The 21,843-nt window shown below is 70.5% G+C and carries 14 protein-coding genes; 3 read left to right on the plus strand and 11 right to left on the minus strand.

The window, feature by feature from the left end; all coding sequences use genetic code 11:
• Positions 1 to 83: 83 nt before the first annotated feature.
• The 7 genes from prfB to K8638_RS26580 form a co-directional block, all read right to left on the minus strand.
• A protein-coding gene (gene prfB, locus K8638_RS26550) for a peptide chain release factor 2 (RefSeq protein WP_223757428.1) occupies positions 84 to 1,206 on the minus strand; the annotation gives its coding sequence in 2 pieces (ribosomal slippage) (positions 84 to 1,136 and positions 1,138 to 1,206; 1,122 coding nt in all).
• Between the two features lie 67 nt (positions 1,207 to 1,273).
• Complete coding sequence (locus tag K8638_RS26555; RefSeq protein WP_223757429.1) at positions 1,274 to 2,602, minus strand: DUF4105 domain-containing protein; 1,329 nt, start codon at positions 2,600 to 2,602, stop codon at positions 1,274 to 1,276.
• Between the two features lie 100 nt (positions 2,603 to 2,702).
• The gene (gene ybeY, locus K8638_RS26560) at positions 2,703 to 3,560 is read right to left on the minus strand and encodes an rRNA maturation RNase YbeY (protein ID WP_223757430.1); all 858 of its coding nucleotides are present in this window, start codon (positions 3,558 to 3,560) and stop codon (positions 2,703 to 2,705) included.
• A gap of 22 nt (positions 3,561 to 3,582) precedes the next feature.
• Positions 3,583 to 6,078: an HD family phosphohydrolase gene (locus K8638_RS26565; RefSeq protein ID WP_223757431.1), complete on the minus strand. Its 2,496-nt coding sequence runs from the start codon at positions 6,076 to 6,078 to the stop codon at positions 3,583 to 3,585.
• 133 nt (positions 6,079 to 6,211) lie between these two features.
• Positions 6,212 to 7,300 carry a PhoH family protein gene (locus K8638_RS26570; RefSeq protein WP_223757432.1) on the minus strand — a complete coding sequence of 363 codons (1,089 nt, stop codon included), beginning with the start codon at positions 7,298 to 7,300 and terminating at the stop codon, positions 6,212 to 6,214.
• An 82-nt stretch (positions 7,301 to 7,382) separates the two neighbouring features.
• Positions 7,383 to 8,501, minus strand: a complete 1,119-nt coding sequence (locus tag K8638_RS26575) for a DUF4388 domain-containing protein (RefSeq protein WP_223757433.1) — start codon at positions 8,499 to 8,501, stop codon at positions 7,383 to 7,385.
• A 6-nt stretch (positions 8,502 to 8,507) separates the two neighbouring features.
• Positions 8,508 to 10,697, minus strand: coding sequence for a hypothetical protein (locus K8638_RS26580; RefSeq protein ID WP_223757434.1), 2,190 nt, complete (start codon positions 10,695 to 10,697; stop codon positions 8,508 to 8,510).
• 120 nt (positions 10,698 to 10,817) lie between these two features.
• Here K8638_RS26580 and mazG point away from each other — a divergent pair, with 120 nt between their 5' ends.
• Together mazG and rpsT are read left to right on the plus strand one after the other, a co-directional pair.
• Positions 10,818 to 12,014, plus strand: coding sequence for a nucleoside triphosphate pyrophosphohydrolase (gene mazG / locus K8638_RS26585; RefSeq protein WP_223757435.1), 1,197 nt, complete (start codon positions 10,818 to 10,820; stop codon positions 12,012 to 12,014).
• A gap of 85 nt (positions 12,015 to 12,099) precedes the next feature.
• Positions 12,100 to 12,366, plus strand: coding sequence for a 30S ribosomal protein S20 (gene rpsT, locus K8638_RS26590; protein ID WP_223757436.1), 267 nt, complete (start codon positions 12,100 to 12,102; stop codon positions 12,364 to 12,366).
• 79 nt (positions 12,367 to 12,445) lie between these two features.
• Here rpsT and lptE read toward each other — a convergent pair whose 3' ends face one another.
• The 4 genes from lptE to K8638_RS26610 all read right to left on the minus strand — a co-directional run bounded on the left by lptE (position 12,446) and on the right by K8638_RS26610 (position 18,436).
• Complete coding sequence (gene lptE, locus K8638_RS26595) at positions 12,446 to 12,970, minus strand: LPS assembly lipoprotein LptE (RefSeq protein ID WP_223757437.1); 525 nt, start codon at positions 12,968 to 12,970, stop codon at positions 12,446 to 12,448.
• 31 nt (positions 12,971 to 13,001) lie between these two features.
• A complete protein-coding gene (locus K8638_RS26600; RefSeq protein WP_223757438.1) occupies positions 13,002 to 13,571 on the minus strand; it encodes a hypothetical protein in 570 nt (189 codons plus the stop codon).
• 33 nt (positions 13,572 to 13,604) lie between these two features.
• Entirely contained in the window at positions 13,605 to 16,106 is a 2,502-nt protein-coding gene (gene leuS / locus K8638_RS26605) for a leucine--tRNA ligase (RefSeq protein WP_223757439.1), read from the minus strand.
• Positions 16,107 to 16,360: 254 nt separating this feature from the next.
• The gene (locus tag K8638_RS26610; protein ID WP_223757440.1) at positions 16,361 to 18,436 is read right to left on the minus strand and encodes a neutral/alkaline non-lysosomal ceramidase N-terminal domain-containing protein; all 2,076 of its coding nucleotides are present in this window, start codon (positions 18,434 to 18,436) and stop codon (positions 16,361 to 16,363) included.
• Positions 18,437 to 18,970: 534 nt separating this feature from the next.
• Here K8638_RS26610 and K8638_RS26615 point away from each other — a divergent pair.
• Positions 18,971 to 21,841: a SusC/RagA family TonB-linked outer membrane protein gene (locus K8638_RS26615; RefSeq protein ID WP_370644120.1), complete on the plus strand. Its 2,871-nt coding sequence runs from the start codon at positions 18,971 to 18,973 to the stop codon at positions 21,839 to 21,841.
• The last annotated feature ends 2 nt before the right edge of the window (positions 21,842 to 21,843 follow it).

The raw sequence follows: 21,843 nt of genomic DNA on the forward strand, positions 1-21,843 counted from the left end.
CCCTGGATGTTCAACCCGGAACGGAGGTGCCCTTCGAGCGGTCCGGCATGGAACACTGCCCCCGGGCCGACTCCGTCACCCGCTCAGTCCGCGCCCGCGCCGCGGTTGGGGTTCTTCACCCCGAGGAGCTGCGCGGTGATGAACTCGTCCAAATCCCCATCCAGCACCGCGTCCACGTTGCCCGTCTCCACGCCGGTGCGCAGGTCCTTCACCATGCGGTACGGGGCGAGCACGTAGGAGCGGATCTGCGAGCCGAAGGAGATGTCCTTCTTCTGCGCCTCGGCGGCGTCGCGCGCGGCCTCGCGCTTCTTCATCTCCAGCTCGTACAGGCGGCCGCGCAGAATCTTGAAGGCCATGTCCTTGTTGGCCGACTGCGAGCGCTCCGTCTGGCAGGTGATGATGATGCCGGTGGGCAGGTGGCGCAGCTGCGCGGTGGACGACGTCTTGTTCACCTTCTGGCCGCCCGCGCCGCCGCCGCGGATGAACTTCAGCTCGATGTCCTTCTCCGGGATGTCGATCTGGATGGTGTCGTCCACCTCCGGATACACGTCCACGGACGCGAAGGCCGTCTGCCGGCGCGCGTTGGCGTCGAAGGGGGAGATGCGCACCAGCCGGTGCACGCCCACCTCCGCCTTGAGGTAGCCGTAGGCGAAGTCACCCTCGATGCGGAGCGAGACGTTCTTGAAGCCCGCCTCCTCGCCCGGCACCTCGTCGTTGATCTCCACCTTCCAGCCCTTGGCCTCGCAGTAGCGCGTGTACATGCGCAGCAGCATGGCCGCCCAGTCCATGGAGTCCGTGCCGCCGGCGCCGGCGTTGATGTCCATGAAGCAGCTGCTGCGGTCCTGCTCGCCGGACAACATGCGCGCCAGCTCCAGCTTCGCGACGTCGCCCTCCAGCGCCTCCAGCGAGCCCTCCGCCTCCTTCGCGGTGGCCTCGTCGTTGGCCTCGGCCGCCAGTTCCAGGAGGGTCTGCGCATCGTCCAGGCCGCGCATCACCTTGTCGTAGGAGCCCACGCTGGACTCCAGCGTGGACTTCTCCTTCAGCAGGGCCTGGGCCTTGGTGTTGTCGTCCCAGAAGTTGGGGAGCGTGGAGTCTCTTTCAATCAGCGCGATGCGGGACCGCTTGCGGTCCAGGTCAAAGATGCCCCCGGAGCGCGAGCACGCGCTCTCTGAGGCTGTCAATCTTCTCCATCGAATCGTTCGCCATGGTGTCGTCCTCGTCGGGCGGCGCAGTCCGTGCGCCGCGCTCGGTAAAGGGGTTGAAGAAAGAAGGGTCAGGGCGTCTTCAGCGAAGGGACGGCATCCCCCCGCCCGGCTGACGCGCGGGCCGAGCCGCCCAGGCGCGCGAGCACCCGGTCCAGGCCGAAGGCGCCCGCCATGCCCAGGGAGATGGGCAGGATGAGCGCGATGAGGCGCCAGTTGTCCTGGTCGAACGGCGGCAGCACCTTGAGCACGACGCCCAGCACGCCCAGCACGGCCAGCGTGCTCCACACCTTGAACAGCCGCGCGCGGGCCTTCCTGCCACCGAACATCAGCGCCACGCCGAAGGGCACCGCCAGCAGCGTCAGCGGGTTTGCCAGGAAGAGATTCTCATTGCGGTACGTCACCGTGTGGTCCGTCACCAGCCACATGACGAACAGCGCCGTGCCCGGAACGCCGAGCACCAGGCCCAGCACGAAGTTCTCCAGCCCGAGCAGCACCCGCGGCAGCCGGCTGCCGCGCCGGCGCTCCCACGCGGCCAGCCCCACCGCCAGGCCGCCCAGCGCCACCCCGAGCGCCAGAACCCAGGGCCCCCATGCCGGAGGCGCCGCCGGCGGGCGCCGCCGCGTGGGCGACTCGTAGTAGCTCCAGCCCTTCGCCACCAGCGACCGGGGCTGCCCGTCCGCGCCCTTCACCTGGAGCGAGGCCACCTGGGCCTCCAGCTCGTCCGGGAGGAAGGCCTCCTCCCACTTCGTGATGGGACGATCGATTTCATCGTTCATCATGAAGTCGAGCAGCACGCTCATGGGCGCGTTGACGGCCGTGTAGCGCCGGGTGTGCTCGCGCAGCGTCATCCGCCCCGGAGCCCGGTCCGCCTCCCGGAGCTGCCCACCCGAGGCCACGTCGATCATGTCGCGCAGCCGGGTGACGCAGTTGTCGTTGTAATGGTGGTACAGGTACTCGCGGTTCTCCGGCAGCACGTTGTCCGCCAGCCGCTTCGCCACGTCCACCCGCTGCTCGGGGGTGAGGTTCAGCTCCTGGATGCGGACGTCGCGGTCCTCGGACTCGTAGAAGCGGAAGGTGGCGCCAACGGGCGAGTGGCCCACCCAGAACTCCAGGCGGCCCATGGCGAAGCGGGCCAGCATCGCCTCGTCGAAGGAGAACATCCCGTAGTTGTAGAGGCGCGACTGCTGCAGCCGCTTGTCCTCCACCACCAGTGAGCCATGCCCCCACCAGGAGGGTACGTCGTCCCCCGGGCTGAACGTCACCAGCCAGATGGACAGGTCCTCGCCCCGGCTCTCGCCTCGCCCCCAGGGCGGCACGGAGACCGTACGCGCGGAGGCCGGAGCCGCCAGCAGCAGCAGGCCGAGCAGGCAGGAGGTGATGAGTGACAGGCGGGGCATGGAGTCCGTCCAACACGCGGGAGGCGGCCTACCTATCATGCGCGCCGCCCGCTTCAACGCGGAGGATGCCGGATTGACCGGCGAGGAAGCGGGGGAGGGCCTACATCAGGCTGCGGGCCCGGCGGGCCCGGGCGTCCACCTGGAGCGAGTCCGCCACCATGCCGCGCTCGCCCAGCAGCTGCTCCTCCAGGGCCGCCATCCGCTTCGCGTCGCGGGGGCGCTCGTGGTCGTGCCCCAGCAGGTGCAGCAGGCCGTGCGCCAGGTAGCGCGCCATCTCCGACTCCAGCGAGCGGCCGTACTCCTTCGCCTGCCGCTTCGCCGTGTCCAGGGAGATGACCACGTCCCCCAGCGGGCGCGGCCCCGGCGTGCCCCGGGGCAGCTCCCCCGCGGGGAAGCTGAGCACGTCCGTGGCCTTGTCCTTCTTGCGCCAGGTGCGGTTGAGGCGGCGGATGGCCCGGTCGTCCACCAGCGACAGCGACAGCTCACAGCCGGACAACCCGAGCTGCTTCAGGTAGTCCCTCGCCCACCCCGACAGGAGCCGCGAGTACTCCCTGCCCTGGCCGTGCGCCACCTGCACGGTGACGTGGTACTCCGCCTCGCGCGGCTGTGGCGCCTCCATGTGCGCCAGCTCCGGGCGGAACGCCGGCGCGCACACGGACCAGTAGTCACACGCGCCCTGGCCGTCGTTGCGGTACACCACCCGCTTGCCGCGCGGCACCAGCCCCACCTCGCCCGCGGCGATGCGCTCGCGGCGCCCCTCCACCACCACCGTCAGCTCGCCCTTGAGGACGATGACCGCCTCGTCGAACTCGGGGCGCTGCGCGGGCTCGGACCAGCCCGGCGGCGCCAGCATGTGCGCCACGGACGTGGACTCCGTGCCCGTGGTGGCCGCGCCCACGAACTCCTCGATGCGCTTTCCGTCGTCGCGGGGGATGAGCTTTCCCTTGCGAAGTCTCACGCCGTCACTCCTCGCGCCGCGCTCATGACGCTCCCGCCGAGCGCGGCTTGTCCTTGCCTTCCGCCACCCGGGTGCCACCGGCCACCACCAGGGGCGGCGCCTTGCCCCCGCCCACCGCGCCCGCCGGGTACACCGGACGCGTGTGGTAGATGCCCTCCAGCGTGTGCAGGAAGGACTGCGCGATGAGGTTCAGGTCCTTCAACGTCAAATCACACTCGTCGAGCTGACCCTCGGAGAAGATGAGGTTGATGATCTTCTGCACCTGCGCCTGCAGCTTGGGCGTGGTGGGGTCCGACATGGAGCGCGTGGAGGCCTCCACCGCGTCGGCGATCATCACCAGCGCCGCCTCCCGGAACTGCGGCTTGGGGCCCGGGTAGCGGTAGATGCTCTCATCGATGGGAGGCGCGCCCTCCTTGCCTTCCTGCTCCTTCAGGGCCTTGTGGTAGAAGTAGCCCACCGTGCGCGTGCCGTGGTGCTGCGGAATGGCGTCCGCCACCAGCTTGGGCAGCCGGTACTGGCGCGCCATCTCCAGGCCCTCCGTCACGTGACGCTTGATGATGACGGCGCTCATCGCCGGGGCGAGCGCGTCGTGCCGGTTCTCCCCCTTCTGGTTCTCCCCGAAGTAGAGCGGGTTCCGGCCCTTTCCGATGTCGTGGTAGTACGCGCACGAGCGCGCCAGGAGCGGGTTGGCGCCAATGGCCTCCGCCGCGTTCTCCACCAGCGAGCCGATGATGATGGAGTGGTGGTAGGTGCCGGGCGCCTGGACGATGAGCTCCTTGAGCGCCGGGTGGTTGAGGTTGGCCAGCTCCAGCAGCTTGATGTCCGACGCGTAGCCGAAGGTGGACTCGATGAGCGGCGTCAGCGCCATCACCATCACCGGCACCGCCAGCGTGGAGCCCGCGAAGGCGCACAGCGCGGTGATGAGGGTGTCGCCCGCCAGCCCCTTGCCCTCCACCAGGAAGAGGAACACGACGGCGACGAGGTTGACCCCGCCCGTCAGGAGGCCCGCCCGGAAGATGCCCACGCGGTCCTTGGCCTTGACGATGAGGTCCGCCGCCACCAGCGAGCCCACCAGCGTGTAGATGCCGAAAGCCAGCGAGTTGCCCAGCATCACCCCCGCGAGGCAGGCGAACACCATCGCGAAGAAGAGCGCCAGCTCCTGGGTGAGGATGAAGCGCACCAGCATGGCGCCGGCCGCCACGGGGAAGGCGTAATAGAAGGCTTCAATGGGCAGCGCGGTGTACCGGTCCTGCACCGCGTCCGCGATGGACACCCAGACCTGCAACAGGCCCAGCAGGCCCACCAGCAGCAGGCCCAGCAGCACGCCGTCCTTGCGCGTGGGGCGGAAGCGCCGGAAGGCCGCGCGGCAGAAGAGGTACGAGGCCACCACCAGCAGCGCCACCAGCCCGGTGCCGCCCACCTGGAGCTGCACGAGGTCCAGCCGGTCCGTCTCCGCGCGCATGCCGCGCAGCATCACCAGGTGCGTCTCGTTGACCAGCTCTCCGTCGCCGATGACGCGCTGGCCCTTCTTGATGGAGATGACGGCGTCCTTCACCGCCTGGGCCGCCTGGGTGCGCCGGGCGTCCGTCTCCGCGATGTTGATGGTGAGGTTGGCCCGGACCAGCCGCTTGGCCAGCCGCAGCACGGCGCGGCGCTGCATGCCCGGCGCGTCCGGCAGCAGGTTGCCGGGGATGGAGGCGAAGCGGTCCAGTTCCTGGTGCGCCTCGCGCAGGTCCACCACCTGCGGCGCGGAGCCCGGCAGCGTCTCCTCGCCCTTGTTCACCACGTCCCGGACGGTGATGCCCTGCGGAGCCTCGCGCGCCAGCTCCTCCCGCGAGCCCGCCACGTACACCGCCCCGCGCTCCGTGCGGTAGGCCCGCTCCACCAGGAGCAGCGTCGCGGCCTCCGCCTCCTCCGAGAAGCGGTTGGCGTACAACGCCTGGAAGTCCTCCAGCTCCAGCCCCGACTCGCGCTGGCCGAAGAGCAGCTCCTGGAGCTCCGCCTGCATCGCCTCGCGGGCGCGGCGCTCGCGCTCCAGCTCTTCCGGGGACTGCGCCGCCGGGCGTTTGCGGCGGGTGCCCTCCTCCGGCTCGGCGCCGGACTGAGCCTCGGCCAGCTCCTCCAGGCGCACGCGCATGGTGGCGAAGGCCCTGCTCACCGTGCGGCGCAGGGTGCCCACCACGGCGGGGTTCAAGTCATACACGGGGCGCACGGCGGCGCGGGCGTCCTGGCGCCGCTGCTGCGTCATGGCCCGGTGGACGATTTCGTAGTCGCGCGCCGCCTTGAAGCCCGCCGGCGAGCTGGCCCGGAAGGGCTTGCCGACGTTCTCCTCCGTGAGGGCGGGAATCTGCTGGCTGTAGAGGCCCGGCGAGATGACGAAGCCGGCCCCCACCGCCACCGCGAGCAGCAGGAAGACCTGGATGGCGCGCCGCCCCCAGACGCCATTGCCCAGGCCGAGGCGTTCGGCGAGCGCGTCCAGTGGACTGGGCCCGGTGGGGGGCGATTCCGGTTCGGCCATGGGGGTCCTCACCCTAGATAAGGCGTCGCGGATCCATCAAGGACGCAACGCCCGGGAAAATTCACGAGGGTGGGAAAGCATACGCCCGCCCGCCAGGGTGTGCGCGGGTGGGCGTACGTGGGCAGTGAGCCTGTCACTCGCCGCGCACGGGGTCGGACGCGGTGGGCGCGGCGGTGGCCGGAGCCGGCGTGGGCGGCGCCTCCCGTGCCGCCATCTGGGCCTCGAGCCGGGCGAGCTCGGCCCTGTCGTACGCGCGGATGACCTCCTGCACGAGCGGGTGGCGGACGACGTCGACCTCGGCGAACTCCGCGAAGTGGATGCCCTCGACGTTCCGGAGCACCGAGCGCGCGTGATTCAGGCCGGACATCTTGCCCGTGGGCAGGTCCACCTGCGTCACGTCACCGGTGATGACGGCCTTGCTGTTGTAGCCCAGGCGCGTCAGGAACATCTTCATCTGCTCCACGGTGGTGTTCTGCGCCTCGTCGAGGATGACGAAGGCGTCATTGAGGGTGCGGCCGCGCATGAAGGCCAGCGGGGCCACCTCCACCACGCCCTGCTCCAGCAGGTGCGCGGCGCGCTCGGCCGCCATCATGTCGTGGAGCGCGTCGTACAGCGGGCGCAGGTAGGGGTTCACCTTCTCCTGCAGGTCTCCAGGGAGGAAGCCCAGCTTCTCGCCGGCCTCCACCGCGGGACGCGCGAGGATGATGCGCTTGACCTTCCGCTCCTGGAGGAAGGCCACCGCCATGGCCATGGCCAGGTACGTCTTGCCCGTACCCGCGGGGCCGATGCCGAAGACGATGTCGTGGGAGCGGATGGAGTCGACGTAGCGCTTCTGGTTGATGCTCTTGGGGGAGATCTGCCGGTTGCCCGAGCTCTTCAGCACGGGGCCGAGCATGACCTCCTGGAGGGACTCCGCTCCGCGGCCGAGCACCTTGATGCCCTGCTCCACGTCCTCGCGGTAGACGGGGCGGCCGGCGCGGATCATCTCCTCCAGGTTCTCCAGGAGGCGCACCGAGAAGGCCACGGCGTCCGAGGGGCCCGACAGGTGGAACTCGGTCCCCCGCTGACCGACGCGGACGCCGAGGCGCCGCTCCATCAGCTTGAGGTTCTCGTTCTGGTTGCCGCAAAGGGCCAGGGCGGTCGCGTTGTCACGAACGTCCACCTTGGCAGAGGCGGAGGTGGTGAGGACTTCGGGCGCTTCCAACGTGGCGGGATTTCGCAATGCGGTTCGTTCCTCGGGTCAGGCCTGCTGACCTCAACGTAACGCCGGCCCGTTTAGCGCGAAAGACGACTTTGGTTCCGGGCTAGCGCAAGGGTGGCAAGAGGATGAACCGCCGAGCGGCCAGCCGCCGGTAGTAGTACTCCTCCCGCCACGGGTATCTCAATTCCTCCGGACTCAACAATCCAGCCTGCACCAAAGAATCCAGGCGCTCCGGAAGCTCACCCCGTTCCAACCGGAATACTTCCAGGGCGGCTTCGATACGGACGCGCTGGGCCCGCGAAACATGACGTTGGGCGGCCGGGTCCGCGAAAGAGGTGCCCGGCGTACCTCCCGGGTGGGCCCAGGCGCCCCGGGACACCACCAGGGCCAGCGCCGCCAGCACCACCATGGTGGCCACCACGCGTCCCACCGTGCCCGCCACCCGGGCGAGCAGGCGCTGGTCCCCCGGCGCGGGGGCCCGCGTGCCTTCCGGGTGGATGGCGCGGACATACTCCCCCTTCACCAGGTTGAAGAGGGCCTTGCAGGTCTCGAACTCGCCCAGGCAGCAGACGTCCACCAGCTTGCGCAAATCCCTGCCGGGGGCGATCTCCTCGTAGACGCGCCGCTCGGAGGGGCCGATGACACCCAGCTCCCCACCCTCCTCGTCGCCCCGGGGCTGTGGCAGCGCCTTGAGCCGCTCGAAGCCCAGGTCGTCGCGGTGGATCTTCTTCCGGATGACGGGCCACTCGTCCACCATCCGGAAGCCCTCCATGAGCACCGTCTCGGCGCGCAGGGGGCGGATGGCCTCCGCGTCCGGCTCCACGGGCTCCTGGATGAACTCGTAGGTGCCGGCCTTCCAGGTGAAGAGGCGGTAGAGCGTCTCCGTCGCCTGGAGCTGCATCATCGACTGGAAGCGCTCGGCGGTGAGGGCATGGCTGGAGACGAGCACGTCGCCCAGCCGCTTGAGGGTGCGCCGCTGCGTCTCCAGCGCCCCCTCGAGCTGCGCCTCGGTGATGAGCTCCGAGCGCACCAGCATGGCGCCGATGAGGTCCTTGCGCTTCCGCGTGAGGCTCTCGACCTTGATGATGTGGCCGTCCTTGAAGCCGACGCGGACCTCCTGCTCCTTGTCGTGCAGGTGCAGCGTGCCCGTCTTCTGCTGCTGCCCGATGAGCTGCAGGATGTCGCCGATGCCGAAGTCCTTCAGCGTTCCCTGGAGGGACATGGTTTCTCACTCCCCCCGCCGCAGCCGGCGCAGGCCGCGCAGCGACAGCAGGTGGACACAGACGAGGAGCAGCACCGCCGGCACCAGCTTGAGGTACAGCGGCACGTCGCCATACGGCGCGCGCACCAGCCCCCGGTGGAGCAGCACCGCGCCCAGCGCGAAGAGGAAGAAGAAGGCGTAGAGGGCGCCTCGCACCGGCACCCCGGAGGCGACGTGCCCCGCGCCGGACAGCAGCGCGCCCACCGCGTACGACAGCCGGCCCGCCCAGGACTGGTAGCGGTCCACCTGCCCCTGCTTGCGCGCGCGGAGCTGCTGCGGCACCAGCCCCCTGCGGGAGAAGACATTCACGCACTGGCCGCACTGCTTGCTGCCCACGCCCAGCTCCGGGTCGCACCGCACGCACACCGCGCGGCCGCAGCGCTCGCAGGGCTTCGCGGCCTTGAGGCGCCCCGCGGCCAGGCCCCACAGGCCCAGCAGCACCGCCAGCCCCGAGGGAAACGCCCAGGCCACCGGCCCCGGCGGCACTCCGGGCAGCAGCCACCGCCCCAGCTCCGCCTCCACCTGGAGCCCCGCCTCCGTGCCATCCGCCAGCGGCAGCCAGTCGGACTCCGGCAGTGACGGGGCCAGCAGCAGGAGGTTCAGCAGCAGCCGGTCCTCCGGGGGCGCCTCGCGGGCCAGCAGCGTGCCGTCCAGCGCCTGCGCGGAGGCAATGGCGGTGGCGGCGCGGTCCAGCTCCCTGCCCACCTCCGAGTCCGGCAGCGTCTTGGCCCGGCGGCGGTACACCTGGGCCAGGTTGTAGTGCGGGGCCGCAAGGGCCGGGTTCGCCTGGGAGGCCTGCGCGTAGAGCTGCGCCGCCCCGTCCACGTCCCCCAGGCCCACCAGTGTGTTGCCGAAGCGCGTCAACAGCCCCGCGTCCCCGCTGCGCAGCGCCGAGGCCGCCTTGAAGTGCGTGCGCGCCTCCTCCAGCAGCCCCCGGCGCGACTCATAGTGCGCCAGCGCGGTCAGCTCCGCGAAGGTGGCCGCGCGGGACTCCAGCCGCTCGAGGACCCGCGCCATGGAGGCTTCCGCGGACAGGCCGCCGCGCTCCAGGAGGTAGACGTCCTCGGCGGGCGTGCCCGCGAAGGCCGTCACCCGCGCGAGCTGGCCGGCCGCCAGCGGCGCCAGGCCCACACCGGCCACCAGCACCGCCGCCACCGTCCGCTCCGCGCGGGTGAGGTAGAGGGCCACCGCGCCCAGCATCACCAGCAGCACCGGCACCACCCCCAGCCCCAGCGCCACCGGCAGGCCCAGCAGCAGGAGGCCCAGCAGCGCGGACTGCCACCGCGCCACCACGCGCGGCAGCAGGTGGTGGAAGTCATGCAGCGCGTAGCGCACCCGGCGCACGAACAGCAGCCCCACCAGCACCGCGGCGGTGGCCGCCCACGCCAGCAGCGCCAGCGCGCCCAGGTCCGCCAGCATCGGCCGGCGGTAGCGCGGGTCCTTCACCAGCGTCACGAAGGCCGCGCGCACCTGGCCCAGGTACCGGGACACGTTGCCCGGCTCCGCCAGCGCGTACGCCTCCGCGAGCGAGAAGCGCGCGTAGGGCAGCCCCGGTGACAGCTCCACCGCCAGCTCCGCCAGCCGCACCGCGCCTGGCGCGTCTCCCGCCCGGCGCCGCACGGCGGCCTCGCGCAGGAAGCCCACGCTGAGCGGCTCCAGGTCGGTGGCCAGCAGCTCGGCACGCAGCTTCACCAGTTCCGCCTGCGCGGCCTGCGCGGCCGTGGCGTCATTCGTCGCCCGGGCCTGCCGCCACCGCCCCCACACCTCCAGCACCTCCGCGTCCGTCCGGCGCGGCGCCAGCACCGGGCTCAGGACGGGGCGCGGCTGGAAGGCGGGCACCTCGGGCGCCGGGGCGGGAGCGGTGGGCGTCTTCGCGCCCGCGGGTACGGCCTCCGCCCCCTTCGCGCCGCGCGCGGACTTCCGGGAGGTGGGCTCCTCATCCTCCTCCGCGGGAGGGGGCTCCTCCGCCTCGTCGGGAATGTCCTCGATGGGCTGGTCCTGTGGGTCGAAGGACTCGTCCTTGAGGTCGGGCTCGATGTAGCGGGGATCCACGTACCCGCCGGAGCGGGAGGGCGCTCCCGTCTGCGCGGACGCCGCCCCCGAGGACAGGAGCGCGAGGCCGCAGAGGACGAAGGCGAGGAACGGGGGACGGATCATCCAGGCCGCGGATGATAGGCGACCCGAGGCGAACCACGAAAGCGAACGCCACCTCCCCCGCCCTCCCGCCGTCTTTCATCCGTTCCCGGGAGGACGTGCGTGCGTGTTACAGGGACGCGAATGGTGGACACGACACGGACCCCGGGGGCGGAGCTGGAGCGGCTGGTGGACATCATGCGGCGGCTGCGCTCGGAGAGCGGCTGCCCATGGGACCGGGAGCAGGACCTGCGCTCGCTGCGCCCCTTCCTCCTCGAAGAGGCCTTCGAGGTCCTGGAGGAGATGGACCGGGTGGGCTACGGCGGCTCCTGGCGGACCTTCTGCGAGGAGCTGGGTGACCTGCTCTTCCAGATTGTCTTCCACGCCCAGCTCGCCACGGAGCTGGGCGAGTTCACGATGGCCGACGTCGCGAAGGCCATTGGCGACAAGCTCGTCAGCCGCCACCCGCACGTCTTCGGCGAGCTGCGCGGCGTGGATGGCGCCGAGCAGGTGCTGGCCAACTGGGCGAAGCTGAAGGCCGAGGAGAAGAAGCGGAAGACGGGCCGCGAGGGCTCCGTGCTGGACGGGGTGCCCGTCGCCGCGCCCGCGCTGATGCGCGCCGAGCGCCTCACGGAGAAGGCCAGCCGCATCGGCTTCGACTGGCCGGACCTGGCCGGCGTGCGCGGCAAGCTGGCCGAGGAGCTGGACGAGCTGGACGAGGCCATCGCCTCCGGGGACAGGGACGCCATCGAGCACGAGCTGGGGGACGTCCTCTTCTCCCTGGCCAACCTGGCGCGCTTCATCAAGGCGCCCGCCGAGGACGCGCTGCGGATGGCCATCCGCCGCTTCACCACCCGCTTCCAGCACATCGAGTCCCAGCTCCGCGCCGAGGGCGTGCCCTTCGGCGAGGCCACCCTGGAGCACATGGAGCGCCACTGGCAGGCCGCGAAGGTGAAGGAGAAGTCCCTGCCCCCGCCCGCCCGGCAGCCCCGTGCCCCCGTGGCGGGCCTGCGCTTCCGGGTGGCGGACCTGGCCGCCCAGCGCGCCTTCTGGGAGGGGGTGGCGCCCCGGCTGGGGTGGACCTCCGAGCGCTCCGGCCCGGACGAGGCCGCCTACGGGGACGGCGCCCTGCGCGTCGTCTTCCAGGGCGGGGGGGCACCCTCCCCCGGTCCGGGCTCCGCCGGTCTGATCCTGGAAGCCCCCTCCCTCCGGGCCGTGGAGCGGCTCCGGGCCGTGCTGGAGGAGGCCCACCCCGGCAGCGTCCGCGAGGCCCGCGAGGGGCGGCTCACCTTCCAGGACCCCGCCGGGCTGGTGTGGGAATACACGACCTCCGCTGGATGATTCTCCCCACGCCTGCCTTGACGCCCGCGAGGCGTCGCAGTAAGGACGGCGCCTCTTTTAGCCTGCCTTTAGCTGGAGATTTCTCTTGGCCAACACCAAGTCCGCAGAGAAGCGTCACCGTCAGTCCCTCAAGCGTCGCGCGCGCAACGTCACCGTTCGCGGCGAGGTGAAGACCGCCGTGAAGTCCGCCCGCGAGGCGCTCGCCACCAAGGGTGGGAACCCGACGGACGCGCTCAAGGCGGCCTCCAAGGCGCTGAACAAGGCCGCCTCCAAGGGCGTCCTGCACAAGCGCACCGCCTCCCGCCGCATCTCCCGCCTCGCCAAGGCCGCCTCGAAGGCCGCCCGGGCCTGAGCGCCGTATTCGGGGCCGCTTCCGGTGGCCCCGTTTCAAACCGAGCTGAGCAGGCTGCCGGGAGGAGGCTTCGGTCTCCTCACCAGGCGCTCGTCAGCCGATGCACCCCGTCGCGCATGAGCGCCTCCGCCAGGCGATCCAGCGCGGCCTGCCGGTGGGTCTCCGCCTCCAGGACGTCCCCGCTTCCCAGCAGGTAGTCCTCCGCCCCGCTTACCTGCGTGTCCTTGAGGACCTGTCCGTCCTTGACCAGCCGCAGCCGGGCCGAGGCGTAGACGCGGAAGTAGTTGCCCACGATGGTGGGCTGGTTCCACACCGACAGCACCGAGCCTTCCACGCGCGCGTCGCACGCGGTGCCGTCGGAGAGGCTGCCCACCCGCGTCAGCTCCTGGCGCGCGAAGCGCGTGAAGAGCGCCTCCAGCGTGGGCTCCGGCGTCTCATTGGTGAAGAGCGGTGCGCAGAGGGTGCTCACCCCCTCTGGAAGGCCCGAACCCCGGGGCGTGAAGCGGTAGCCACACCCCGCGCCCGAGACGACGCAGGCCGCCGACACTCCCACCACCACACCCGACCGGAAGCGCCGGAACACGGGCGCGAAGGGACGCGACATGCGCGGCACCCTACCCGGCCACGCCTGCCCGTCAAGCGCGGGGGGCGTCACGACGGACGGGAGGCCGCGCGCCCACGACACGCACGGGCACGCCCCGCGCGCGCACCACGCCGGCCAGCGTGTCCCAGGCGGCGAGCAGGCGCGCGTCCCGCTCCGAGCCCCGGCGCGCCAGGCCCAGCGGCCAGCGCACCCGGCCCGCCGCGGACGTCTCCAGCACCAGCGCATGGGAGCGGCACAGTACCGCCAGGAGCACGCCCAACGCGGCCACTCCGAAGGCCACGGCCTTCAGCGCGGGAGCGCGGGCCACGAAGCCCAGCAGGGCGAAGGCCCCCAGGGCCAGCGCCTCGCGGAAGAAGCGCGTCCGCAGTTCCACGCCGCGCAGGCTGCCCAGGTCCACCACCTGCGGCGTCTCGGCGGTGCCGCCCCGGTAGGAGAGGCGCTCCCCCTCGCAGGAGAGGGCGCGCCCACCGCCCAGGTCCGCGCTGAGGAAGGGCGCATTGGCACCCGGCGGCGCGGGGAGCGGCGCGTCCGGTAGCGGGGCCCCACACGCGATGCAGCGCGGGCCGCCCGCCGGCTGGGGCCGCCCGCACGCACCACACATGACAAGGACCTCGACCGGCACCCGGGCCCCCGCTCAGCCGACGACGAAGTTCACCAGCCGCTTGGGGACGAAGACGAACTTGCGCACCGTCTTGCCGGTGATGGCGGCCTGCACCTTCTCGTCCGCCTCCGCCGCCGCGCGCACGTCCGCCTCCCCCGCGTCCGCCGCCACGCGAATCTCCGCGCGCAGCTTGCCGTTCACCTGCACGGCGTAGGGGATGACGTCGTCCACCACCAGCGCCGGGTCGAAGTCCGGCCACGGCTGGGCCACGGTGAGCGCCTTGGAGCCGTACGCCTCCGCCACCTCGTCCGCGATGTGCGGCGCGAACGGGGTGAGCACCACCGCGAGCATGCGGACGGCCTCGGCCATGGCCGCCTTCTCCGCGGGCGTCTCCGGCGTGCCCACCGCGTAGAGGGCATTCACGCACTCCATGATGCCGGCGATGGCGGTGTTGAAGGACAGGCGCTCAATCGCCTCCCCCACCCGCTTGAGGCACTTGTGCGCGGCGCGGCGCGTCTCCAGCGCCTTGCCCTCGTAGGCGCCGTCGTGGGTGACGCCGGCCACCGCCGCGTGGTGCGTGGCCGCCAGCGTCCACACGCGCTTGAGGAAGCGGAAGACGCCCTCCACCTGGTCGTCGGACCAGTCGAAGTCACGCTCCGGCGGACCGGCGAAGAGCACGTAGGTGCGCGCGGTGTCCGCGCCGTACTTCTGGACGATGGAGGCGGGCGCCACCACGTTGCCCCAGCGCTTGGACATCTTCCGGCCGTCCGGGCCGTTGACGATGCCCTGGGTAATCAGGCGCGTGACGGGCTCGTCCACCGGGCTGAGGCCCAGCAGCTTCATCACGCGGGTCCAGAAGCGGAAGTACAGCAGGTGCATCACCGCGTGCTCGGGTCCGCCCACGTAGATGTCCACGGGCAGGAAGCGCTGGGCCTCCTTCGGGTCGAACGGCGCGGCGTCGTAGCGCGGCGACAGGTAGCGCGCGAAGTACCAGCAGGAGTCGACGAAGGTGTCCATCGTCTCCGCCTCGCGCCGGGCGGGGCCGCCGCACTTCGGGCAGGTGGTGTTCACCCACTCGGGCACCTTGGCCAGCGGCGGCTCGCCCTTGCCGGTGAGCACCGCCTGGGTGTCGATTTCCGGCAGGCGCACGGGGAGCTGGTCCACCGGCACGGGGATGCCGTGGCGCTCGGGGTCGCACTTCTCGCAGTAGACGATGGGGATGGGCGTGCCCCAGTAGCGCTGGCGGCTGAAGCCCCAGTCCTTCTGGCGGTACGTCACCGTGGCGCGGCCCTGGCCGTCCTTCTCCAGCTTCGCGGCCATGGCCATGCGCGCCGCCTCGGACGTCTGGCCCGTGTACTCACCCGAGTCCACCAGCACGCCGTACTCGGTATAGGCCGCCTCCAGCTTGCCGCCCTCGGGGAGCTTGTCGCCGGTGGCCGGCTGGATGACGACCTTGACGGGCAGGCCGTACTTGCGGGCGAAGGCGAAGTCCCGCTCGTCATGGGCGGGCACGCTCATCACCGCGCCGGTGCCGTAGTCGCTCACCACGAAGTTGGCGATCCAGATGGGCACGGGCTGGCCGGTGAAGGGGTTCACCGCGTACGCGCCGGTGAAGACCCCCTCCTTCTCCGCGTCCTCGCCCAGGCGCTCCGTCTTGGACTGGGCGGCCATGCGCTTCGCGAAGGCCTCCACGTCCGCGCGGCGCTCCGGGGTCGTCACCTTCGCCACCAGCTTGTGGTCCGGCGCGAGCACCACGTAGGTGCAGCCGAAGATGGTGTCGATGCGGGTGGTGAAGACGCGCAGCGAGGCGTCATGCCCCTGCACCCGGAAGTCGGCCTCGGCGCCGTCCGAGCGGCCAATCCAGTTCCGCTGCATGGAGGTGATGCGGTCCGGCCACTCCTTGAGCGTGTCCAGCGCGTCCAGCAGGTCCTGCGAGTAGCGGGTGATGCGGAACGCCCACTCGGGCATCTCCCTGTCCACCACGGGCGAGTCGCAGCGCTCGCAGACACCGTCCTTCACCTGCTCGTTGGCGATGACGGTGTGGCAGCCGGTGCACCAGTTCACCTTGCTGAAGCGGCGGTAGACGAGCCCGCGCTCCAGCATCTGGATGAAGAACCACTGGTTCCAGCGGTAGTACTCGGGCTTGCTGGTGTTGACCTCGCGGTCCCAGTCGTACGCGTACCCGAGGCTTTTGATCTCCTTCTTGAAGGAGGCGATGTTCTCCTCGGTGCGCACCGCCGGGTGCACGCCGTCCTTGATGGCCGCGTTCTCCGCCGGCAGGCCGAAGGCGTCCCAGCCCATGGGGTGCAGCACGTCGAAGCCGCGCATCAGGAAGTAGCGCGAGTAGACGTCCCCGATGAGGTAGTTGCGCACGTGCCCCATGTGCATCTTCCCGCTGGGGTACGGCAGCATCTCGAGGACGTACTTCTTGGGTGCGCCCGGGCGCTTGCCCGCCCGGAAGATGCCCGCCTCGTCCCAGCGGGTCTGCCACTTGCCTTCAATCGCCTGCGGCTCGTAACGCTCGTTCATCGCCATGTTCGTCGGTCTCTTATGGGAGGGCCGGGCCCCGGGGCAACACGTCTTTCCGCGTCATGGGGGCCTCCCGACGCGTCCGCCGGACGGAGGGGGCCCCCTGACGTGGCGGGCGGGCCTGGAAAGCCCCGGCTGACCTGGGAAAACCCCTGGTGACGGGGACTTGTGTCACCCACCCCTCCCCGGCGAGGCCGCCCCGTCACCCGGCGGGCGGCGGACCTCGCGGGAGGGGGCCCTCCTGGTGCCGCGGGAGGCCGTCAGTTGACGGTGAACTCGCGCGAATAGCCCGTGTACGGGCGGATGAGCCCGTCCCAGCCGGACTTCCAGTCGCCGTCATGGCGGATGCGGTACGTGCCCGGCGTGGCGTCCGCCGGAATCTTCCACTCCACCGTGACGTGCGAGCACGCGAACGTGGGCACGCAGTTGTTGCGCTCCCACCGGTACTTCGTCTCCCAGTCCCAGTCGTTGGCCACCGTCACCCACGACGTCCCCGACTTGCGCTGCACCTGGAGGAAGCTGCCCTGGCGCCGCAGGTTGTTCTTCGGGTGGCCTCCCCAGAACTTCACGCTCACCGTCGCGCCCCGCGCGTAGGAGGCGTTCGCGTTGGTGACGACCGAGCCGAAGTCCACCCACAGCAGCTTGTCGTCGAACACCACGCCCGTCTGCACCGTCGTCTGCTCGTTGCGCAAGTCCCGGGGCGTGGGGCCCGCCGGCACGGAGGCGCCGTCGCGCAGCGCCGAGGCCAGCTTCGCCGCCTCCTGTTGCACCGCCGCGAGCTGCCACGGTCCGAAGTGGGTGGAGGCCGCCTCGTAGTCCTGCTTCGCGTACTCCTCCCGGGTGACCATATAGCCGGCATACGCGTTGGAGAGGCCCGCGATGACGACGTGGTCCACCCCCAGCGGCGCGAGCTGCGCCTGCACCGTGTTGCGCAGCCGGCGGCCCGCCATGGTGGTCATCTCGAAGGGCACCGCCACCAGCGCCAGGTTGCCAATCGTCACCACCTGGAGCGGCAGCACCTCGGGCGTCCACGGGTAGGGCTGCATGGTGCCCATCTCCAGGACGACGGGCTTCTCCCCCTGGCACGGCGTGCTCATGGCCGCGCAGGTGATGGCGTCCCACACGTCGTTGATGGCCTCGCAGGAGGCGCCCTCGTAGCCGAAGCCCGGGCCGTCCTCGGCGCCGGCCAGCATGGACTGGCCGATGCCCGCCTCGCAGGTGGTGCGGGCGACACCATCCGCATACGCCGGGGCCACCTGCGCCTCGTCCAGCTTCACGTAGGTGTGCCGGTAGTCCACGGCGCCTGTCAGGGGTTGCGCCGCGCCGTCATACAGCACGCGGGCCAGGTCGTACTGCTTGCGGCCGGACAGCTCGGTGCTCTCGAAGTCGTTGGCCCCGCCTCCGTTCGTTCCGCCGTGGATGTTGGGCGTCACGTCACCCTCGTTGCTCTGCGCGAAGGCGGCGACGAAGGTCTTCGCGGCGGTGTAGTTCGTGCCCTTGAGCTTCTCGAAGAGGTAGGACGCGTAGCCCTTGTTGTCGCCGCTGATGAGCAGGTTGTCATTGCCCATGGACGTGGCGTGGACGGCGAACCAGTTGATGAGGCCCACCTCCCGTCCGGTGCCGTCCTGCAGGCGCAGCAGCGTCATCCGCTTGTCCGTGTCGTAGGCGGACTGCGCCCGCTCCGTGGCGGGGTTGCGCAGATACGCCTCCGGCGAGCGGTTGATGCTGGCGTTGAGCAGATCTCCCGTGGCCAGCCGGATGGAGCCCGCCGTGAGGTTGCCGTGGGCGCGGACGATGGACTGGTAGATGCCGTCGACGATGGCGTCGAAGTTCTGCTTGTCGAAGCCGAGGATGGTCAGGTTGTAGAGCGCGTAGTGCGAGAAGCCCCCCGGCCCGCTGTGCGTGTGCGTGGCGCTCAGCACCACGTTCTCGTCCGAGTACAGCGTGCCGTACGTGGCCTTCAGCCGCTCCACCACCTGCTGCTTGACGCCCTGGGAGACGAGGCCCAGGTCCGCGCTCACGAAGGCCACGCGCCGGCCGTTACAGGGCGAGGCGATGACGAACGCGCGCGAGCGCAGCCGCTGGTGGATGCCCGCGGTCTTCTGGCCCACCATCGCGTAGCCCATCATCCCCAGCTCCGCCGCGGGGCCGGTGATGTCATGGAGGCCCGCGCCCACCTGGAAGGACGTGTTGCCCGCGCACGGCCCCGCGAGCGCGGGCTGCTCCACGGAAGCAGGCGGCGTCTCCACGGCCGGCCCCGCGACTTCGGCACCACACGCGCTCAACACCAGCGCGAGACTCCAGAGACACAACGGACGGGCGAGACGGACTTGCATGCGCGATGCTCCTCGGCTTCGGACGGGAATGGCCTGGATTGTCGCCCGCAACGGGCGGCAGGTTGCCACTTCCGCGCGCGCGGGATGCAACGCGGCGCGGCACTCACGACGGCGTGTGTCAATCCGGGTCACGCGAGACACGCCCGTTGATACATGCCCGCCTGTCTTGCGCCGGGGCGGACAATTCCCGTCTCTCTGTATTCGCGAGCAAGTTTTGGAAACCAGATATGCCGTTGACTCGGAAGCGTTGAGCCAGGGACGATTCCAACCCACGGCATCCTGCATGGGGGGGCCGTTCAATCGCAGCGGAGTGAGGACCGAATGACGCTGAGAAGGGCGTTGATTCCGGGGTGCGTAATTGCACTCTTCTCGTTGGAAACCCTGGCGCAGGACGCGAGTAGCGCCGCGCCGGCTCCCGAAACCCAGGCTCCCGCGGCGCAGGCTCCCGCGGCGCCGGCGGCCCAGCCCGAGGCTGCTGCTCCGGCGGCCCAGCCGGCCGCGGCTGCTCCGGCGGCCCAGCCGGCCGCGGCTCCGGTGATGGGGCGCACCATCAAGGGACGCGTAGCCGACCGCCTGACGGACGAGGGGCTGCCCCTGGTGCGTGTCATCATCAAGGGCACCACCCAGGGCGTGGAGACGGAGCTGGACGGCACCTTCTCGCTGCCCAACGTGCCGCCGGGTTCGGTGACGCTGCTCTTCTCCAGCCAGGACTACGGCGAGCGGGAGATTCGCGTCGGTGCCGCGCAGAACAACCTGAACGTCCAGCTCGACAACATCTTCTCCGAGGAGATGGTGGTGGTGGGCCGCGCCAGCGAGGTGGCCCGTAAGAACCTGGCCAACTCGGTGGCCTCGGTGAACGCCGAGGAGCTCAACCGCGCCTCCGCGCAGACCATGGACCAGGCGCTGCAGGGCAAGGTGGCGGGCGCCAACATCCAGGCCAACTCCGGCGCCCCGGGCGGCGGCATCCAGATGCGCCTGCGCGGCGTGTCCACCATCAACGGCTCCACGGCGCCGCTGTACGTCATCGACGGCGTGCTCGTCAGCGACGTGGCGATTGCGTCCGGCGTGTACACGGTGACGGACTCGGTGAGCGGCTCCAACCCGTCGCCCACCCAGGACAACCAGGTCAACCGCATCGCGGACATCAACCCCAACGACATCGAGAGCATCGAGGTCCTCAAGGGCGCATCCGCCGCCGCCATCTACGGCTCCAAGGCCGCCAACGGCGTGGTCATCATCAACACCAAGCGCGGACGGGCGGGCGAGCCGAAGGTCGACATCACCCAGCGGCTCGGCTTCTACTCGCTGGCCAACAAGATTGGCCAGCGCCGCTTCGAGACGGTGGAAGAGGTCATCGAGACGTACGGTGAGGACGCGGCCCAGTACTACGTGCCCGGCCGCACCTACGACCACGAGGAGGCGCTCTCGGGCCGCCGCGACCTGTCCTCGGAGACGCTGGCGAGCGTGAGCGGCGCGACCGGCAACACGAAGTACTTCGCCTCGGCCATGGTGAAGAACGACGAAGGCATCATGGCCAACACCGGCTATGAGAAGCAGTCGTTCCGGCTCAACCTGGGCCAGACGGTGGGCGACACCGTCGAGGTCAACGTCGCGACCAACCTCATCCACACCCTGGGTCAGCGCGGCCTGACGAACAACGACAACCAGAGCATCACCGCCTACATGGCGCTGCCGTCCGCGCCGGAGTTCCTCAACCTCCAGCCGGACGCGCAGGGCGTGTACCCGCGCAATCCGTTCATCGACGTGAACCAGACGAACCCGCTGCAGACCGCCGCGCTCGTGAAGAACGACGAGGATGTGTGGCGCTTCATCGGTTCGGGTGATGCGACGGTCCACCTGTGGAAGACGGACGCGCACCACCTGCGCATCCTCGCCAACGCCGGCGTGGACCGCTTCCAGCAGGAGAACAAGCTGTTCTTCCCGCCCGAGGTCAACTTCGAGCTGCAGGAGGACCTGCCGGGCCGCTCGCTGTTCGGCACCAGCCAGGTGCGCAACCTGAACGGCGGCCTCAACCTGGTGCACTCGTACAAGCCCGCGTCGCGCAGCGTGGTGGCCACCACCTCCGGCGGTGTCCAGCTCGAGGAGCGAAACATCGACTCGGTGTACGTCACCAGCCGCTACCTCAACGCCGGCATGCAGAACCTGGACTCCGGCACGGTGATTGGCGTGCGGCAGGACCGCCAGCTCGTGCGCGACCGCGGCTACTACCTCCAGGAGGAGCTCCTCCTGCTGGACGAGCGGCTGACGGTGGTCGGCGCCATCCGCGGCGAGCAGAGCAGCGCCAACGGCGACCACAACAAGCTGTTCTTCTACCCGAAGCTGGCGTCCGCCTACCGGCTCCCCTCGTTCCACCCCATCGTGAACGAGTTCAAGGTGCGCGTGGCCTACGGCGAGACGGGCAACCAGCCGCTGTACGGCATGAAGTTCAACGGCATGAACGCCACCGGCAACATCCAGGGCGCCCCGGGTCTGGTGGGCACCGGTATCTCGGGTGACCCGAACATCCGGCCCGAGCGGCAGCGGGAATTCGAGGCCGGTGTCGACGCGCTGCTCCTCGGCGGCGACCTCGTGGCGGAGCTGACGCTGTACCAGCGCACCATCAACGACCTGCTCCTGCGGCGCAACCTGCCGCCTTCCACCGGCTTCACCACGCAGATCTTCAACGGCGGCTCGCTGCGCAACCGCGGCATCGAGGCCATGGTGCAGGTGACGCCGTTCCGGGGCGCGTTCGAGTGGACGAGCTCGGCCACCTTCGCGCTCAACCGCAGCAAGGTGACGGACCTGCCGGTGCCCGGGTTCTTCTCGGGTGGCTTCGGCACGGGCCTGGGCGCCTTCCGCATCGAGGAGGGGTCCTCGGCGACGCAGATTGTCGGCAACGTGGGGCGGGACGAGAACGGCAACTTCATCGTGAAGAAGATCGGCGACACCGAGCCGGACTTCGTCATGGGCTTCGCCAACACCCTCAAGTACCAGGACCTCAGCCTGTCCTTCCTGTGGCACTGGCAGCAGGGCAGTGACGTCATCAACCTCACCCGGTTCCTCTACGACGCCGCGGGCACGTCGCCGGACTACGAGACGGCCGGCCGCCAGCGCCAAATCGACCGCCGCCTGAACGCGGGCGTGTACGTGGAGGATGCCTCGTTCCTGAAGCTGCGCGAGGTGACGCTCTCCTACAACCTGCCCAAGAACTGGGTGTCCGCGATTCCGAAGGTGCAGTCGGCGCGGCTGAGCCTGAGCGGGCGCAACCTGCTGACCTTCACGGGCTACTCGGGGTTGGACCCGGAGGTGAGCAACTTCGGCAACCAGGCCATTGCCCGCAACATCGACGTGGCCCCCTTCCCCCCCAGCCGCAGCTTCTGGACGTCGCTCGACGTCGGGTTCTAATC

The sequence above is a fragment of the Myxococcus sp. RHSTA-1-4 genome (genome assembly GCF_020037125.1).
In the GTDB taxonomy this organism is placed as follows: domain Bacteria; phylum Myxococcota; class Myxococcia; order Myxococcales; family Myxococcaceae; genus Myxococcus.

Coding starts and splice junctions, on each gene's coding strand:
- mazG (WP_223757435.1), top strand. CDS start 10,818: ATGGTGGACACGACACGGACCCCGGGGGCGGAGCTGGAGCGGCTGGTG.
- K8638_RS26600 (WP_223757438.1), bottom strand. CDS start 13,571: ATGTGTGGTGCGTGCGGGCGGCCCCAGCCGGCGGGCGGCCCGCGCTGC.
- K8638_RS26555 (WP_223757429.1), bottom strand. CDS start 2,602: ATGCCCCGCCTGTCACTCATCACCTCCTGCCTGCTCGGCCTGCTGCTG.
- K8638_RS26565 (WP_223757431.1), bottom strand. CDS start 6,078: ATGGCCGAACCGGAATCGCCCCCCACCGGGCCCAGTCCACTGGACGCG.
- lptE (WP_223757437.1), bottom strand. CDS start 12,970: ATGTCGCGTCCCTTCGCGCCCGTGTTCCGGCGCTTCCGGTCGGGTGTG.
- K8638_RS26580 (WP_223757434.1), bottom strand. CDS start 10,697: ATGATCCGTCCCCCGTTCCTCGCCTTCGTCCTCTGCGGCCTCGCGCTC.
- K8638_RS26575 (WP_223757433.1), bottom strand. CDS start 8,501: ATGTCCCTCCAGGGAACGCTGAAGGACTTCGGCATCGGCGACATCCTG.
- leuS (WP_223757439.1), bottom strand. CDS start 16,106: ATGGCGATGAACGAGCGTTACGAGCCGCAGGCGATTGAAGGCAAGTGG.
- K8638_RS26610 (WP_223757440.1), bottom strand. CDS start 18,436: ATGCAAGTCCGTCTCGCCCGTCCGTTGTGTCTCTGGAGTCTCGCGCTG.